Annotated in this window: 14 protein-coding genes; 5 read left to right on the forward strand and 9 right to left on the reverse strand. The window is 72.8% G+C overall.

The features are described from left to right. The first annotated feature begins 24 nt into the window (after positions 1–24). Both pknB and ACH4K4_RS18575 read left to right on the forward strand, forming a co-directional pair. A complete protein-coding gene (pknB, locus tag ACH4K4_RS18570; RefSeq protein ID WP_398168437.1) occupies positions 25–2,022 on the forward strand; it encodes a Stk1 family PASTA domain-containing Ser/Thr kinase in 1,998 nt (665 codons plus the stop codon). A 63-nt stretch (positions 2,023–2,085) separates the two neighbouring features. Further along, positions 2,086–2,970 (forward strand): deoxyribonuclease IV, encoded by an 885-nt coding sequence (locus ACH4K4_RS18575; RefSeq protein WP_398168704.1) that lies wholly within the window; start codon positions 2,086–2,088, stop codon positions 2,968–2,970. Between the two features lie 31 nt (positions 2,971–3,001). Here the strand turns inward: ACH4K4_RS18575 and ACH4K4_RS18580 are convergent, their stop codons facing one another. Further along, complete coding sequence (locus ACH4K4_RS18580; protein WP_398168439.1) at positions 3,002–3,634, reverse strand: sulfite oxidase-like oxidoreductase; 633 nt, start codon at positions 3,632–3,634, stop codon at positions 3,002–3,004. A gap of 146 nt (positions 3,635–3,780) precedes the next feature. Here ACH4K4_RS18580 and bfr point away from each other — a divergent pair, with 146 nt between their 5' ends. Continuing rightward, entirely contained in the window at positions 3,781–4,260 is a 480-nt protein-coding gene (gene bfr / locus ACH4K4_RS18585; RefSeq protein WP_360137602.1) for a bacterioferritin, read from the forward strand. A gap of 28 nt (positions 4,261–4,288) precedes the next feature. Here the strand turns inward: bfr and ACH4K4_RS18590 are convergent, their stop codons facing one another. From ACH4K4_RS18590 to ACH4K4_RS18600, 3 genes are all read right to left on the reverse strand, one after another. Beyond that, entirely contained in the window at positions 4,289–4,531 is a 243-nt protein-coding gene (locus tag ACH4K4_RS18590; protein ID WP_360137650.1) for a (2Fe-2S)-binding protein, read from the reverse strand. Between the two features lie 145 nt (positions 4,532–4,676). Next, a complete protein-coding gene (locus ACH4K4_RS18595; RefSeq protein ID WP_398168440.1) occupies positions 4,677–6,026 on the reverse strand; it encodes a class II 3-deoxy-7-phosphoheptulonate synthase in 1,350 nt (449 codons plus the stop codon). A gap of 90 nt (positions 6,027–6,116) precedes the next feature. Next, the gene (locus ACH4K4_RS18600; RefSeq protein WP_398168442.1) at positions 6,117–7,499 is read right to left on the reverse strand and encodes a PLP-dependent aminotransferase family protein; all 1,383 of its coding nucleotides are present in this window, start codon (positions 7,497–7,499) and stop codon (positions 6,117–6,119) included. Positions 7,500–7,669: 170 nt separating this feature from the next. Here ACH4K4_RS18600 and ACH4K4_RS18605 point away from each other — a divergent pair, with 170 nt between their 5' ends. Together ACH4K4_RS18605 and ACH4K4_RS18610 are read left to right on the forward strand one after the other, a co-directional pair. Continuing rightward, positions 7,670–8,458, forward strand: a complete 789-nt coding sequence (locus ACH4K4_RS18605) for an alpha/beta fold hydrolase (RefSeq protein ID WP_398168705.1) — start codon at positions 7,670–7,672, stop codon at positions 8,456–8,458. A 165-nt stretch (positions 8,459–8,623) separates the two neighbouring features. Beyond that, positions 8,624–10,549, forward strand: a complete 1,926-nt coding sequence (locus ACH4K4_RS18610; RefSeq protein WP_398168444.1) for an anthranilate synthase family protein — start codon at positions 8,624–8,626, stop codon at positions 10,547–10,549. On the opposite strand, the gene ACH4K4_RS18615 is transcribed toward ACH4K4_RS18610, so the two are convergent. From ACH4K4_RS18615 to ACH4K4_RS18635, 5 genes are all read right to left on the reverse strand, one after another. Beyond that, entirely contained in the window at positions 10,515–11,531 is a 1,017-nt protein-coding gene (locus ACH4K4_RS18615) for a 2-hydroxyacid dehydrogenase (protein WP_398168446.1), read from the reverse strand. The two genes, ACH4K4_RS18610 and ACH4K4_RS18615, sit on opposite strands and share 35 nt — an antisense overlap. A gap of 143 nt (positions 11,532–11,674) precedes the next feature. After that, entirely contained in the window at positions 11,675–12,703 is a 1,029-nt protein-coding gene (locus ACH4K4_RS18620; protein ID WP_398168447.1) for a 6-phosphofructokinase, read from the reverse strand. Positions 12,704–12,916: 213 nt separating this feature from the next. Further along, on the reverse strand, positions 12,917–13,561 hold the full coding sequence (locus ACH4K4_RS18625) for a response regulator (protein WP_398024416.1): 645 nt from the start codon (positions 13,559–13,561) through the stop codon (positions 12,917–12,919). 23 nt (positions 13,562–13,584) lie between these two features. Then, a complete protein-coding gene (gene macS / locus ACH4K4_RS18630) occupies positions 13,585–14,889 on the reverse strand; it encodes a MacS family sensor histidine kinase (RefSeq protein ID WP_398168448.1) in 1,305 nt (434 codons plus the stop codon). Positions 14,890–14,918: 29 nt separating this feature from the next. Further along, positions 14,919–15,686: a lysophospholipid acyltransferase family protein gene (locus ACH4K4_RS18635; protein ID WP_398168450.1), complete on the reverse strand. Its 768-nt coding sequence runs from the start codon at positions 15,684–15,686 to the stop codon at positions 14,919–14,921. Positions 15,687–15,723 lie beyond the last annotated feature (37 nt).

A 15,723-nucleotide genomic window follows, 5' to 3' on the forward strand; every position in this document is an offset into this window, starting at 1 on the left:
CGACGGCTCGTAGACTCGTCTGCCGTGGATACGACCCTTCAGGACCCCCTGGTCGGGCAGCTGCTCGACGGCCGCTACCAGGTGCAGGCGCGCATCGCCGCCGGCGGCATGGCCACGGTCTACCGGGCCGTGGACACCCGGCTGGACCGGGTGCTCGCCCTGAAGGTGATGCACCCGGCGCTGGCGGCGGACGCGGCGTTCGTCGACCGCTTCATCCGCGAGGCCAAGTCCGTCGCCCGGCTCGACCACCCCAACGTGGTGGGCGTCTTCGACCAGGGCACCGACGGCACGTACGTCTACCTGGCGATGGAGTACGTCGCCGGCTGCACGCTGCGTGACGTGCTGCGGGAGCGGGGCGCCCTCCAGCCGCGGGCCGCGCTGGACATCCTGGAGCCCATCCTGGCCGCGCTGGGCGCCGCGCACCGGGCCGGGCTGGTGCACCGGGACATGAAGCCGGAGAACGTGCTGATCGGCGACGACGGCCGGGTCAAGGTCGCCGACTTCGGCCTCGTACGGACCGTGGGCACGCACACCACCGCCTCCACCGGCACGCTCCTGGGAACCGTCTCCTACCTGGCGCCCGAGCAGATCGAGGACGGCACGGCCGGGCCGCCCGCCGACGTCTACGCCTGCGGTGTGGTGCTGTTCGAGATGCTGACCGGCGGCAAGCCGCACACCGGCAGCAACGCGGCCCAGGTCCTCTACCAGCACCTGCACGAGGACGTGCCGGCCCCGTCCGCGTACGCGCCGGAGCTGGCGCCGCAGCTTGACGACCTGGTCGCCGCGGCGACCGCACGCCGCCCCGAGCTGCGCCCGCAGGACGCGGTGACGCTGCTCGCGCAGGCCCGCACGGCCCGCGCCGAGCTGTCCGACGCGCAGTTGGACGCGGTGCCCCCGCAGGCGATCGAGGCACCGGAGGACGGCTCCGGGGCGGGTTCCGAGGACCGTACGAGCGTGCTGCCGCGGGTCGCCGCCGTGCAGCCGCCGCTCCCGCTGGAGGAGCCGCTGAACCGCACCAGCAGGCTGGAGACGCCTCCCGTCCCGCCGGCGCCGGTGCCGGCGGCCGAGCAGACCACCCGGCTGCGGCCTGCGGCCGCTGCGCCGCGGTCCGGCGCGGTGGCCGGTCTGCTGCGGACGCGCCGCAAGACGGCCTCGGTGATCGCCGCCGTGCTGCTCGTCCTGCTGGTGGGCGCGGGTGTCTGGTACATCAACTCCGGGCAGTTCACCACGGTCCCCGCGGTGCTGGACATGACGCAGGCCAAGGCGGAGCAGACGCTGCGCGCCGAGGGCCTGGACGTGAGGGTCGAGCACGCCTACAGCCCGAACGTGGAGCGCGGGCACGTCATGGCCACGGATCCGGAGACCGGCAAGCGCATCCGCGGTACGGGAACGGTCACCCTCACGCTCTCCAAGGGCCCCGAGATCGTCCAGGTGCCCGATCTGGCCGGGACGCCGGTGGCGGACGCCAAGCGCAAGCTGCGCGACCTGGGGCTGACGGTCGGCACGGTGCGCAAGGAGTTCTCCGACGAGGTCGCCAAGGGCTCGGTGATCGCCAGCGACCCGGCGGCGGGCAGCAAGCGCCGCCCGGACACCGCGGTCGCGCTCACCGTCAGCCGCGGCGCGGCGGCCGACGTGCCGGACGTGACGGGCCGGGACCGGGCGGACGCCGAGGCCACGCTGCGCGGCGCCGGCTTCGAGGTGAGGATCGACGACCGGACGGCGCACTCGCCGCACGACAAGGGCAAGGTCGCCCGGCAGTCGCCGGGGCAGGGCGGCAAACTGGGCAAGGGCGAGACCGTCACGCTCACGCTGTCCGAGGGGCCCGAGATGGTGACCGTGCCGGACGTGACGGGCAAGAGCACCGACGAGGCGAAGCAGGCGCTGACCGGCGCGGGCTTCGAGGTCGAGGTCAAGAAGCCGTTCCTGTTCCCGAAGGACACGGTCGACAGCCAGTCGGTCGCGGGCGGCGAGCAGGCCCCCAAGGGCAGCAAGATCACGATTCGGCTGAAGAGCGCGCTGTGAGCAAGGCCGCCCGCCCGCGGTGCCGGGCGGGCGGCGGCCACCTGGCACCCTTGACGGGTGAGCATCTCCCAGTCCCAGCAGCGCGCCCGTGAGCGCAACCCGGTCGGCGGCCACGTGCCGGTGGCCGGCGGCCTGGCCAAGGTCGGTATCCCGTACGCCCGTGACATCGGCGGGGAGGCCGTGCAGGTCTTCGTCGCCAACCCGCGCGGCTGGGCGACGCCGCCCGGCACCCCGCAGCAGGACGAGGCGTTCCGGGAGGCGTGCGAGCGGGAAGCGGTACCGGCGTACGTGCACGCGCCCTACCTGATCAACTTCGGCTCGCACAACCAGGAGACGGTCGAGAAGTCCGTGGTGTCGCTGCGCCACTCGCTGCTGCGCGGCCGGGCGATCGGCGCGCTGGGCGTGGTCGTGCACACCGGTTCGGCGACCGGCGGGCGGCCCCGCGAGGACGCGCTGGCACAGGTGCGCGAGCGGATGCGGCCGCTGCTGGAGGAGCTGACGCACGACGACGACCCGTGGCTGCTGCTGGAGCCGACGGCGGGCCAGGGGGCCTCGCTGTGCGCGCTGGCCGAGGACCTGGGACCGTACTTCGACGCGCTGGACCGGCACCCGAAGCTGGGCATCTGCCTGGACACCTGCCACGCCTTCGCGGCCGGGCACGACATGGCGGCGCCCGGCGGGATGAAGGCGCTGCTGGACGAGCTGATCGAGGTCGCGGGCGAGGACCGGCTGAAACTGATCCATGCCAACGACTCCAAGGACGTCGTCGGCGCGCACAAGGACCGCCACGAGAACATCGGCGCCGGGCACATCGGCGCCGACCCGTTCGGCGAGCTGTTCCGGCACCCGGCCACGCGGGGCGTGCCGCTGGTGATCGAGACGCCGGGCGGCAAGGAGGGGCACGCGGCGGACGTGGCGCGCCTGAAGGAGCTGCGGCACCCGGTCTGAGCGAGTACGGCCGTCGCGCGGCGGCCGTCCGCTACGGCTCCGGGCCGTCGCCCGGTTCCTCCTGGTAGGAGTAGCGCTGTTCGCGCCACGGGTCACCGAGGTTGTGGTAGCCGCGCTCCTCCCAGAAGCCGCGGCGGTCCGCCGTCATGTACTCGATGCCGCGCACCCACTTGGGGCCCTTCCAGGCGTACAGGTGCGGGACGATCAGCCGGACCGGGAAGCCGTGCTCGGCGGTGAGCGGCTCGCCGGAGCGGTGGGTGGCGAACAGGCATTTCTCCGAGGCGAAATCGGCCAGCTTCAGATTGGAGCTGAATCCGTATTCGGCCCACACCATCACATGGGTGACGTCCGGCGCGGGCGGCGCGAGATCGAGGACCGTACGGGTCGACACGCCGCCCCATTCGGCGCCGAGCATGCTGAACTTCGTGACGCAGTGCATGTCGGCCACCACGGTCGTATAGGGCAGCGCCGCGAATTCGTCGTGCGTCCAGCAGTGTTTGCCACCGTCCGCCGTGGCGCCGAAAGCCCGGAATTCCCAGCGCTCGGGCCGGAACTTCGGCACCGGGCCGTAATGCGTGACCGGCCATCCCCGTTGCAGCCGCTGCCCCGGAGGCAGCTGAGGATGTTCCGCTTCGCGGCTTTCGGGCTGACCCATGGTCTCCATGGTGTCAGACCCTCGGGGGTGCCGGTGACCAGGGCGGCAGGGATTCGGGCAACTCGTACTAAGCGTGCACTTACTGGACGCCCTGCTCGCGACGGTGCAAGGATGCGCGGCACCTGCCAGTACTCGCGTGGAAGGAGCCCGCTGCCATGCAGGGCGACCCCGAGGTCATCGAATTCCTCAACGAGCAGCTGACTGCCGAGCTGACCGCCATCAACCAGTACTTCCTGCACGCGAAAATGCAGGAGAACTTCGGCTGGACCAAGCTGGCCAAGTACACCCGGCACGAGTCGTTCGACGAGATGAAGCATGCGGAGATCCTTACGGACCGCATCCTCTTCCTGGACGGGCTGCCCAACTACCAGCGGCTCTTCCACGTCCGGGTGGGGCAGACCGTCACCGAGATGTTCCAGGCGGACCGGCAGGTCGAAGTGGAGGCGATCGACCGCCTCAAGCGGGGTATCGAGCTGATGCGCACCAAGGGCGACATCACCTCGGCCAACATCTTCGAGAGCATCCTGGCCGACGAGGAACACCACATCGACTACCTCGACACCCAGCTGGACCTGGTGGAGAAGCTCGGCGAGGCGCTGTACATCGCCCAGCTGGTCGAGCAGCCGGACAGCTGAGCCGGCCGGTCGGGCGAACCGTTTTCCCTCAGGCCGCTTCGGGGAGGGCGTCGGGCACGTCGGTGCCCAGCGGCTCCGGGGCGCCCTGCTCGATCAGTTCGCGCCGGGGGCAGGCGCCCCGGCCCAGCAGCGCCTGGATACGGCGTACGCAGCCGCCGCAGTCGGTGCCGGCCTTGCAGGCGGAGGCTATCTGGCGCGGGGTGCAGGCGCCGGATTCCGCGTGGTCGCGGACCTGCTGCTCCGTGATGCCGAAGCACGAGCAGACGTACACGCGGGTCACCTCCGTCGACCTGTTCCATGGTGAGGTTACCCTTACCTTACCCGGGACCAAAGTCCGGTCACAACGCCGATGGGGCACGGATCCTGTGATCCGTGCCCCATCGGCGTGTCACGCGCGGCCCCACGGGCCCGCCGGCCTACTGGTCGCGGTACATCTCCGCCACCAGGAACGCCAGGTCGAGCGACTGGCTGCGGTTGAGCCGCGGGTCGCAGGCGGTCTCGTAGCGCTGGTGCAGGTCGTCGACGAAGATCTCGTCGCCGCCGCCCACGCACTCGGTGACGTCGTCGCCGGTCAGCTCGACGTGGATGCCGCCCGGGTGCGTGCCGAGGCCCTTGTGGACCTCGAAGAAGCCCTTGACCTCGTCCAGCACGTCGTCGAAGCGCCGGGTCTTGTGGCCCGAGGCGGCCTCGAAGGTGTTGCCGTGCATCGGGTCGCAGATCCAGGCGACCTGCGCGCCGGAGGCGGTGACCTTCTCGACCAGCTCGGGCAGCTTGTCGCGGATCTTGTCCGCGCCCATGCGGGTGATGAAGGTCAGCCGGCCCGGCTCGCGCTCCGGGTCCAGGCGCTCGATGAGCGTGAGCGCGTCCTCGGCGGTCGTCGTCGGGCCCAGCTTGACGCCGATCGGGTTGCGGATGCGGGAGGCGAACTCGATGTGCGCGCCGTCCAGTTGGCGGGTGCGCTCGCCGATCCAGACCATGTGGCCCGAGACGTCGTAGAGGTCGCCGGTACGGGAGTCGGTGCGGGTCAGCGCCGACTCGTAGTCGAGCACCAGCGCCTCGTGGGAGGCGTAGAACTCCACCGTCTTGAACTCCTCCGGGTCCACCCCGCAGGCGTTCATGAAGTTCAGCGCGCGGTCGATCTCGCGCGCCAGCGCCTCGTAGCGCTGCCCGGAGGGCGAGGACTTCACGAAGTCCTGGTTCCAGGCGTGCACCTGGCGCAGGTCGGCGTAGCCGCCGGTGGTGAAGGCCCGTACGAGGTTCAGCGTCGCGGCGGAGGCGTGGTACATCCGCTTCAGGCGCTGCGGGTCCGGGATGCGGGCCGCCTCGGTGAACTCGAAGCCGTTGACGGAGTCGCCGCGGTAGGTCGGCAGCGTCACGCCGTCGCGGGTCTCGGTCGGCTTGGAGCGCGGCTTGCTGTACTGGCCGGCGATCCGGCCGACCTTGACGACCGGCACGGAGCCCGCGTACGTCAGGACCGCGCCCATCTGGAGCAGCGTCTTGAGCTTGTTGCGGATGTGCTCGGCCGAGACGGCGTCGAACGCCTCCGCGCAGTCGCCGCCCTGGAGCAGGAACGCCTCGCCACGGGCCACCGCTCCCAGGCGCTCGCGCAGCTGGTCGCACTCGCCGGCGAAGACGAGCGGCGGATAGGACTCTAGCTCGGCGATCACATCGCGCAGAGCCTCTTGGTCCGGCCACTCAGGCTGCTGCGCCGCGGGCAGGTCTCGCCAGGTGTTGCCACCGGCGTGGATTTCAGCGTTCACGGTCACGCCGCCAACTTTACGGGGTCCCGGGAGGGGCCCATCTCGCCGACCGGGATGTGAGACGAAGCTCCCATCGCGGCGCCCCCTGGACCCGGGTCAGTCCGGCTGGGAGTCCTCGGGTGCGCCGCGGGCGATGGCGGCCAGCGTGTCCAGTGCGCGCGGCAGCTCGTCCACGGCGGCGCCCGCGAGGGCGACGCGGATCGCGTGCGGGGCGGGGGCGGCGCCGTGCGCGCCCTCCTGGCCGACGGCGAAGGCGGCGCCGGGGGTGACGGCGATGCCGTGCCGGGCGGCGGCCGCGAGGAAGGTCTCGGCGCGCCACGGCGCGGGCAGCTCCCACCAGGCGAAGTAGGACGCCGGGTCGGCCTGTACGCGGAAGCCGTCCAGGTGCGCGCGGAGCAGCTCCTGGCGCGCGGCGGCGTCCCGGCGCTTGGCCTCGGCGATGGCCGCCGCCGTGCCGTCGAGCAGCCAGCCGGCCGCGGCGTCGAGGGCGAAGGCGCCGGCCGTCCAGCCGCCGGAGCGCAGCGCGGCGGCGACCCGGTCGCGGTGCCCGGGCGGCGCCAGGACCAGGCCGATGGTCAGGCCGGGCGACAGGCGCTTGGAGAGGCTGTCGACGAGGAGTGTGCGCTCGGGGGCGAGCGCGGCCAGCGGCGGGAGCGCGGCCCGCCGGGCGTCGCCGAGGAGGAAGGACCAGACGGTGTCCTCGACGGCCCACAGGTCGAGTGCGCGCAGCGTCCCGGCGAGTGCGTCGCGGCGTTCGGCCGGCATGGTCACGCCGAGGGGGTTGTGCAGCGTCGGCTGGACGTAGACGGCGCGCAGCGGGGCGCTGCGGTGGGCGGCGCGCAGGGCGTCGGGGCACAGGCCGTACGCGTCGGCGGCCAGCGGGACGAGGGTGACGCCGAGGCGGGCGGCGACCGGCTTGACCAGGGGGTAGGTGAGCGCTTCGACGCCCAGGCGGCCGCCGGGCGGCACCAGCGCGGCGAGCGCGCCGGCGATGGCCTGCCGGCCGTTGCCCGCGAAGAGCAGGCCGGCCGGGTCGGGTCGGAAGTCCGCGCGGGCCAGGAGGGCGGCGCAGGCGTCGCGCGCGGGCCCGGTGCCGGTGGCGGGGGCCACCGCCATCGTCGCGCTCAGCACGTCGGGGCGCAGCAGGCGCGCCAGGCCCCGGGTGAGGAGGGCGGCCTGCCCGGGGACCTCGGGGTAGTTGAGTTCGAGGTTGACGCGGGTGCGGCGGGCCGGGTCGGCGGGCTCGGCCAGGGCGGGCCCCGGGGCCTGTTGCGCGGCGCGTACGTAGGTTCCTCGGCCGACCTCGCCGACGGTCAGGCCGCGGCGGGCCAGTTCGCGGTAGACGCGGGTCGCGGTGGAGTTGGCGATGCCGTGTGTACGGGCGAAGGCGCGCTGGGTGGCGAGGCGGTCGCCGGGCCGCAGCCGCCCCGAGGCGATGTCGGCCGCGACGGCGTCCGCGAGGCGCTGGTAGTCCTCCATGAACCCTCCCGGCCCGGTCACCGACTGTCGCCCCTATTGCACCGAGTGCAATGATTTTATTGCACCGAGATGATGCCCCCCATAGCATCGGACCGTCAACGGGCCGGTAGGCAATACCCAACCGACAGGGGCGAGTTGTGCTGCGCAAAGCTGCCGTGAACGGCATCACCATGGCGTACGAGGACACCGGCGGCGCCGGAGGAGAAACGATCCTCCTCGTCCACGGGCACCCCTTCGACCACACCATGTGGGCCCCGCAGACCGCCGCGCTCGCCACCGCCGGCCACCGCGTCGTCGCACCGGACCTGCGCGGCTACGGCGCCTCCCAGGTCGTACCGGGCACCACCCGCCTGGAGACCTTCGCGGCCGACCTCGCCGCGCTGCTGGACCACCTGGGAGTGACCGGGCGGATCGTCCTCGGCGGCCTGTCGATGGGCGGCCAGATCGTCATGGAGTGCGCCCGCCGCTTCCCGGAGCGGCTGCGCGCCCTCGTCCTCGCCGGCACCTTCGCCCGCGCCGAGACCGCCGACGGCCGCCGGCAGCGCAACGCCACGGCCGACCGGCTGCTGCGCGAAGGGATGCGCGGCTACGCGGAAGAGGTACTGGACAAGATGGTCGCGCCGCGCACCATCGCCACCCGGCCCGCGGTGGCGGAGCACGTACGCCGCATGATGCTCGGCACCCCGCCCGAAGGAGCCGCGGCCGCGCTCCGGGGCCGCGCCGAACGCCCCGACTACACCGGCACGTTGGCCGGCCTCGCCGTACCGGCCCTGGTGGCCGTCGGCCGCGACGACACGTACACGCCGGTCGCCGACGCCGAGTTCCTGCACGCCCGCGTCCCGGACGCGCGGCTCGCCGTCATCGAGGACGCCGCCCACCTGCCCAACCTGGAGCAGCCGCGCGCCTTCGACGCAGCGCTGACCGCCTTTCTCGCCGAACTGCCGGAGCGCGTCGGGTAGGGTGACGGGCATGTACGCGCAACCGGCGATGAACATGAACTGGTGGTGGACCGCTCATCCGGCGGCCCACTGATCGCGCGTACCACTGACATCGCGAAGGCCGCCCGAGGGGCGGCCTTCCGCGTTTGTGCGGGCCGTTCCTCCCCTACGGAAGGAACCGCCGACATGCCTCGCTCCACCACCGACGTCCTGCGCCGCCTGCTGTCACCCGGCTGCCCGCCGTTCGCCCTGCTCCGCCGCCGTACGCCCGGCCGCCCCGCGGCCGACACCGTCGAGGTGCTGGTCGGCGAGGTGACCGAGGTGCCGCGGCTGGCGGACATCGCGCTCGGCGAGGGCGTGCCGCAGGGCGGCGCGGCCACCACCGACGCGCTGGCGCTGGTCCCGTTCCGGCAGATCCGCGAGCGCGGGTTCGACGTCCGCGACGACGGCACGCCGCTGGCGGTGCTGCACCCGGACGAGACGTACGAACTGCCGCTGGACGAGGTGCTGGCGGAACTCCCCGCCCACGAGGTGCGGGTGGCGGACGGCACGTTCGACGTCTCCGACGACGCGTACGCCGGGATCGTCGAGCGCGTCCTGCGGGACGAGATCGGGACCGGCGAGGGCGCCAACTTCGTCATCCGGCGCACCTTCCAGGGTGAGATCCCCGGCTTCGGGGCGGCCGACGCGCTCGCGCTGTTCCGGCGGCTGCTGGCCGGTGAGCGGGGCGCGTACTGGACGTACGCCGTGCACCGGCCGGGGGTGCGGACGCTGGTCGGCGCCAGTCCGGAGGTACATGTACGGATGTCCGGCGGGACGGTCGTGATGAACCCGATCAGCGGCACCTACCGCTACCCGGCGGGCGGGCCGACCGCGGACGGCCTGCTGGCGTTCCTGGGCGACCGCAAGGAGGCGGAGGAGCTGTCCATGGTCGTGGACGAGGAGCTGAAGATGATGTGCACCGTCGGCGACAAGGGCGGTGTGGTGGTCGGGCCACGGCTCAAGGAGATGGCGCACCTCGCGCACACGGAGTACGAGCTGCGCGGGCGCTCCTCGCTGGACGTGCGGGAGGTCCTGAAGGAGACCATGTTCGCGGCGACCGTCACCGGCTCCCCCGTGCAGAACGCCTGCCGGGTGATCGAGCGCCACGAGGTGGGCGGCCGGGGCTATTACGCCGGGGCGCTGGCCCTGCTCGGGCGGGACGCGGGCGGTGCGCAGACCCTGGACTCGCCGATCCTGATCCGTACGGCGGACATCGACGCCGGCGGCGGCCTGCGCGTCCCGGTCGGCGCCACGCTCGTGCGGGCCTCCGACCCCCGGGCCGAGGTCGCCGAGACGCACGCCAAGGCCGCGGGGGTGCTGACCGCGCTCGGCGTGCGCCCCGCGCCGGACCGGGCCGGCGGGGCCGTACGGGCGCCGCGGCTGGCCGACGACCCGCGGGTGCGCGCAGCGCTCGACGCCCGCCGCGCCGACCTCGCCCCCTTCTGGCTGCGGATGCAGAGCACCGCGCCGACCGCCGCGCTGTCCGGGCACGCCCTGGTGATCGACGCCGAGGACACCTTCACCGCGATGCTGGCGCACCTGCTGCGCACCTCGGGCCTGACGGTCACGGTGCGGCGCTTCGACGAGCCGGGACTGCGCGAGGCCGCGGCCGCCCACCAGGGCCCGGTCGTGCTCGGCCCCGGCCCCGGCGACCCGTCGGACGCCGCCGACCCGAAGATGCGCCTGCTGCGCGCGCTGACCGCGGAACTGGTGCGCGACCACCGGCACGGCCTGCTCGGTGTCTGCCTCGGCCACGAGCTGATCGCCGCCGAACTGGGCCTGGAGGTCGTGCGCAAGGAGGTGCCGCTCCAGGGCGCGCAGGAGCGCGTCGACTTCTTCGGCCGCGACGAGACCGTCGGTTTCTACAACACGTTCACGGCCCGCTGCGACGAGGCGGCGGAGGCCGAACTGGCCATGCACCGGGTCGAGCTGAGCCGGGACGCGGAGACCGGCGAGGTGCACGCGCTGCGCGGCCCCGGCTTCGCGGGCGTGCAGTTCCACCCCGAGTCGGTGCTGACCCTGGACGGCGCGGCGATCACCGCTCGGCTGCTGGCCGCCGTGCTGGTGTGACGAGGGTGTTCTCGTTGGCGCGGCCGGCCAGGTAGTCCTCGACGTTGCGCACGGTGGCGTCGATGATCTGGCCGACCGCGTCCTCGGTGAAGTACGCCTGGTGCGAGGTGACCAGCACGTTCCCGAAGGTCATCAGGCGGGCGAGGGTGTCGTCGTGGATGACTTCGAGGGACTTGTCGAAGAAGAAGAGCCCGGCCTCCTCCTCGTAGACGTCCAGGCCGACGCCGGAGAGCCGGCCGGCCTTGAGGGTCTCCACGAGCGCCGCGGTGTCGACCAGGCCGCCGCGGCTGGAGTTGACCAGGATCGCGTCGTCCTTCATGGCGGCCAGCGCGGCGGCGTCGATCAGGTGCCGGGTGGCTTCCGTCAGGGGCACGTGCAGGCTGATCAGGTCGGACTCGGCGAACAGCCGGTCCTGGCCGACGTACTTCATGCCCAGCTCGGCGCACCGGGGGTTCTCGGCGAGGTCCCAGCCGAGCAGGTTCATGCCGAAGCCGTGGGCGATGCGGGTGAACGCCTCGCCGATCTTGCCGGTGCCGAGCACGCCCACGGTACGGCCGCGCAGGTCGCGCCCCATCAGGCCGTCCAGCCTGAAGTCGAAGTTACGGGTGCGGTTGGCGGCCCGCACGAGGCGGCGGTTGACTGCCACGGCCAGCGCCCAGGCGAACTCCGCGACGGAGTACGGCGAGTAGTAGGAGACCCGCCCGACGGTCACGCCGAGATCCTCCGCGGCCTCCAGGTCGATGTTGTTGTAGCCGGTGGCGCGCTGGGCGATCATCTTGGTGCCGCCCGCCGCCAGCTCCTGGAGCACCTCGGCGCTCAGGTCGGCGTTGACGCTGACACTGACGACCTCGTAGCCCGCGGCGATGGGGGCGGTGTCGCGGTTGAGGAAGACGTCGAGGCAGCGGACCTGGTGGCGCCCGGCGAAGGCCTTCGTCAGCAGCGGCCGCTCGTCCGCCTGCACGCCGAATGCGATGATCTCCACGTTTTCTCCCGCTCCTCGGCCGTTCCGGGTCGCTCGGTCCGGTCACCGATGCCCGCTTCAGGGCATATGCAGCGACATAGCCGAATATACGGCGCGGAGCGTGGCGCCGCCGTACCGGTGACGGGTGCGGCGACGCCCCCGCTTCAGCCGAAGAAGACCCCGGCCTCCGCGTACAGCCGCGGGTCCACGGTCTTGAGCTTCGCGGTCGCCTCCGCCAGCGGCACCCGGACGATGTCCGTGCCGCGCAGGGCGACCATCTTCCCGTAGTCCCCGTCGCGCACCGCGTCGATCGCGTGCAGGCCGAAGCGGGTGGCCAGCCAGCGGTCGAAGGCGCTGGGCGTGCCGCCGCGCTGGGTGTGGCCGAGCACCGTCGTACGGGCCTCCTTGCCCGTACGGTCCTCGATCTCCTTGGCCAGCCACTCGCCCACGCCGGTCAGCCGCACGTGCCCGAAGGAGTCCTTGCCCCCGTGCTTGAGGACCAGCTCGCCGTCCTTGGGCATGGCGCCCTCGGCGACCACCACGATCGGCGCGTAGCGGACCTTGAATCGGGACTCGATCCAGGAGCAGACCTGGTCGACGTCGAAGCGCTGCTCGGGGATGAGGATGACGTTGGCGCCGCCCGCCAGGCCCGAGTGGAGCGCGATCCAGCCCGCGTGCCGCCCCATGACCTCGACGACCAGGACCCGCATATGGGACTCGGCCGTGGTGTGCAGCCGGTCGATGGCCTCGGTGGCGACACCGACGGCGGTGTCGAAGCCGAAGGTGTAGTCGGTCGCCGAGAGGTCGTTGTCGATCGTCTTGGGCACCCCGACGCAGTTGACGCCGTACTCGCCGGACAGCCGCGCCGCGACCCCGAGAGTGTCCTCGCCGCCGATCGCGATGAGCGCCTCGACCTCCTGCTTGGCGAGGGTGTCCTTGATCCGGCGGATCCCGTCCTCCTGCTTGAGGGGGTTGGTGCGCGAGGAGCCGAGGATCGTGCCGCCGCGGGGCAGGATGCCGCGCACGGCCGGGATGTCGAGCGGCACCGTGTCGCCCTCCAGCGGCCCGCGCCAGCCGTCCCGGAAGCCGACGAAGTCGTAGCCGTACTCCTGGACACCCTTGCGCACCACGCCCCGGATGACCGCGTTGAGACCGGGGCAGTCGCCGCCGCCGGTCAGTACTCCGACCCGCATCGCTGCTTCACCTTCATCCCGTCCGTGGCCGCGCATCCGCCGGTGGCCGCGCGCGGCCGTACTCTGCCGACGCCGGTCACGCTAATGGTGATGCAGGTCACCCCGGGATGGGGCGGAGGACGAATTCCCGGGAAATGCCGGGGACTTGACGCGGATACGTTCACCCGTACGAGCGCATGGCGCGGGCCCGGCCGGTGACACGCCGGGCGGGCCTCAGACCTCGTCCAGGCCGCGCTCTATCGCGTAGCGCACCAGCTCGACGCGGTTGTGCAGCTGGAGCTTGCCGAGGGTGTTCTGTACGTGGTTCTGCACCGTGCGGTGCGAGATGACCAGCCGCTCGGCAATCTGCTTGTACGACAGCCCCTTGGCGACCAGGCGCAGCACCTCGGTCTCCCGGTCGGTCAGCTGCGGCGCGCCGGGCTCGTCCTCGGTGGCCGGCGCCGGCTCGGTCGCCAGCCTGCGGTACTCGCCCAGCACCAGCCCGGCCAGGCCCGGGGTGAACACCGGGTCGCCGGCCGCCGTGCTGCGCACCGCGTCCAGCAGCTCTTCGGTACTGGCCGACTTCAGCAGATAGCCCGTGGCGCCGGACTTGACGGCCTCCAGCACGTCGGCGTGCTCACCGCTGGCGGAGAGCACCAGCACCCGCAGCGCCGGGTTGGCGCCGACCAGCTCCCGGCAGACCTCCACGCCGGGCAGGCCCGGCAGGTTCAGGTCCAGCACCAGCACGTCGGGGGCGGCGGCCTGCGCGCGGCGCACCGCCTGCGGCCCGTCCCCGGCCGTCGCCACCACCTCGAACCCGGCCTCGGCCAGGTCGCGGGCGACCGCGTCCCGCCACATCGGGTGGTCGTCGACCACCATCACCTTCACGCCCTGCGGCTCGCTCACGCCGTACTCCTCCCCCGTCCCGTGCCCCTGGGCGCACCGCCCTTGGGGACCTTCAACTCCACTTCGGTGCCCTGGCCGGGGACCGAGACCCAGTCGGCGCTGCCGCCCAGGTCCCGCAGCCGGCCGCGGATCGACAGGGCGACCCCGAGCCGGCCCTCGCGCTCGGCGTCCGCGAGGCGCCCTTCGGGGATGCCGGGACCGTCGTCCCGCACCGTCACGATCACCTCGTCCGGCTCGTCCTCCACCAGGATCCACGCCTGCGCCCCGGCACCCGCGTGGACCTTGACATTGTCCAGCGCGGCACTGACAGCGGCGGCCAGCTCCGCTGCGGCGGCCGCCGGGAGCTCCACGGGCGCGCCCGGCTCGGAGAACGTGACGCGCGCGCCGGCGTGCGGTGCCAGCAGGGCCCGTACGTCGCAGGGCCCGGCGTCGGGGCCGTCCGCGCCGTCGGCGCACGGCACCGGCGCGGACAGCACCTCGTCCGGGGTACGGGCGTCGTCCGGCGCACCGGTACGCGGCGGCACCAGCCCGCTGGAGACCAGGGTGCGCAGCGCGACCTCCTGCTCGCCCGCCATCCGGCCCAGCTCGGCCGCCTCGCCGCCGATCGCGGCGCCGCGCCGCTGCACCATCGCCAGGACCTGGAGCACGCTGTCGTGGATGTCCCGGGCCAGCCGCTCCCGCTCGCGGGTGGCGGCCTCGATCTGGAGGGCGCGGGCGAGGGTGCGCTCACTGGCGCGGGCCACCTCCACCACGTAGCCGATCGCGACGCTGGCCACCCACACCAGGACGACGTTGTGGATGGTGTCGCGGGCGAACTCCTGGCGTTCGACCAGGTTGACGACGGCGACCAGCGCGGAGGCCACCGCGGCCCAGCGCCAGCCGCCCTTGATCGCGAAGCCGAGCACCGCGCCCGCCGTCCAGATGGACGGCAGAGTGGGCCCGCCGCCCATGATCCGCTCGTGGCTGTCCACCGCGAGGGTGAGCAGGATGCCGCCGAGCGCGAAGGACAGGTCGCCGATGAGGAAGGCACGGGTGCAGCGCTCGGCGGAGGTCGTACGGCGCCAGGTGAAGGCCATCCACACGGTCAGCGCCGTCATGTAGGCGGCGGCGCCCAGGGGGTGCTGGTACTGGTCGTAGGAGACCGCGAACAGGACCAGGACGTAGCAGAGGGTCAGGACGCGGTAGCCGGTCAGCGCCCGCCACAGCGGGAGTTCCACGGACATCCGGACCACGCGCGGCGGCCGTCCCCTGCCCTTGCCCGCCGCCTCGCCGGCCGCCGGCCGTATCTCTGCCTCTGCCATTTCGCCCCCACCCCTGCGCCGGGGCGCGACTACGCCCCGGTTCCGGTCCGGCCCTGCTGCTCCGCCGTCTGCGCGGCCTGCGCCTTGCCGGCCTTGGCCGCCTTCTCCGCCTCGGCCTTCTTCTTGGCCGCCTCCGCGATCTGCCGCTTGGCGGCGGTCGCGTAGATGTCGACGTACTCCTGGCCCGACAGCTTCATGATCTCGTACATGACCTCGTCGGTCACCGAACGCAGGATGAAGCGGTCGCCCTCCATGCCGTGGTACCGGCTGAAGTCCAGCGGCTTCCCGATCCGGATGCCGGGCCGGATCATCTTGGGCATGACCTTGCCGGGCGGCTGCACCTTCTCCGTGTCGATCATCGCGACGGGGATGACCGGGGCGCCGGTGGCCAGCGCCACCCGGGCCAGGCCGCCCGGCTTGCCGCGGTAGAGCCGGCCGTCCGGCGAGCGGGTGCCCTCCGGGTAGATGCCGAACAGCTCGCCGCGCTCCAGCACCTCGATGCCGCTCTTGATCGCCGCCTCGCCGGCGCCGCGCGCTCCCGAGCGGTCCACGGGCAGCTGGCCCACCCCCTTGAAGAAGGCGGCGGTCAGCTTGCCCTTGACGCCCGGGGAGGTGAAGTACTCGGCCTTGGCGATGAAGGTGACCTTGCGGTCGAGCACGGCGGGCAGGAAGAAGGAGTCCGAGAAGGACAGGTGGTTGCTCGCCAGGATCGCGGGACCCGTGGCGGGGATGTTCTCCAAGCCCTCCACCCAGGGACGGAAAGCCAGCTTCAGCGATCCGCCGATGGAAAACTTCATTGCGCCGTAGATCAACCCACTGCCTCCTGTGTGTGAC

Origin of the sequence: Streptomyces sp. NPDC017529, from assembly GCF_044329785.1 — a bacterium.
Lineage (GTDB): Bacteria > Actinomycetota > Actinomycetes > Streptomycetales > Streptomycetaceae > Streptomyces.

Coding starts and splice junctions, on each gene's coding strand:
- ACH4K4_RS18580 (WP_398168439.1), bottom strand. CDS start 3,634: ATGGAGACCATGGGTCAGCCCGAAAGCCGCGAAGCGGAACATCCTCAG.
- ACH4K4_RS18635 (WP_398168450.1), bottom strand. CDS start 15,686: ATGAAGTTTTCCATCGGCGGATCGCTGAAGCTGGCTTTCCGTCCCTGG.
- ACH4K4_RS18610 (WP_398168444.1), top strand. CDS start 8,624: ATGCCTCGCTCCACCACCGACGTCCTGCGCCGCCTGCTGTCACCCGGC.
- ACH4K4_RS18620 (WP_398168447.1), bottom strand. CDS start 12,703: ATGCGGGTCGGAGTACTGACCGGCGGCGGCGACTGCCCCGGTCTCAAC.
- macS (WP_398168448.1), bottom strand. CDS start 14,889: ATGGCAGAGGCAGAGATACGGCCGGCGGCCGGCGAGGCGGCGGGCAAG.
- ACH4K4_RS18605 (WP_398168705.1), top strand. CDS start 7,670: ATGGCGTACGAGGACACCGGCGGCGCCGGAGGAGAAACGATCCTCCTC.
- ACH4K4_RS18600 (WP_398168442.1), bottom strand. CDS start 7,499: ATGGAGGACTACCAGCGCCTCGCGGACGCCGTCGCGGCCGACATCGCC.
- ACH4K4_RS18625 (WP_398024416.1), bottom strand. CDS start 13,561: ATGGTGGTCGACGACCACCCGATGTGGCGGGACGCGGTCGCCCGCGAC.
- bfr (WP_360137602.1), top strand. CDS start 3,781: ATGCAGGGCGACCCCGAGGTCATCGAATTCCTCAACGAGCAGCTGACT.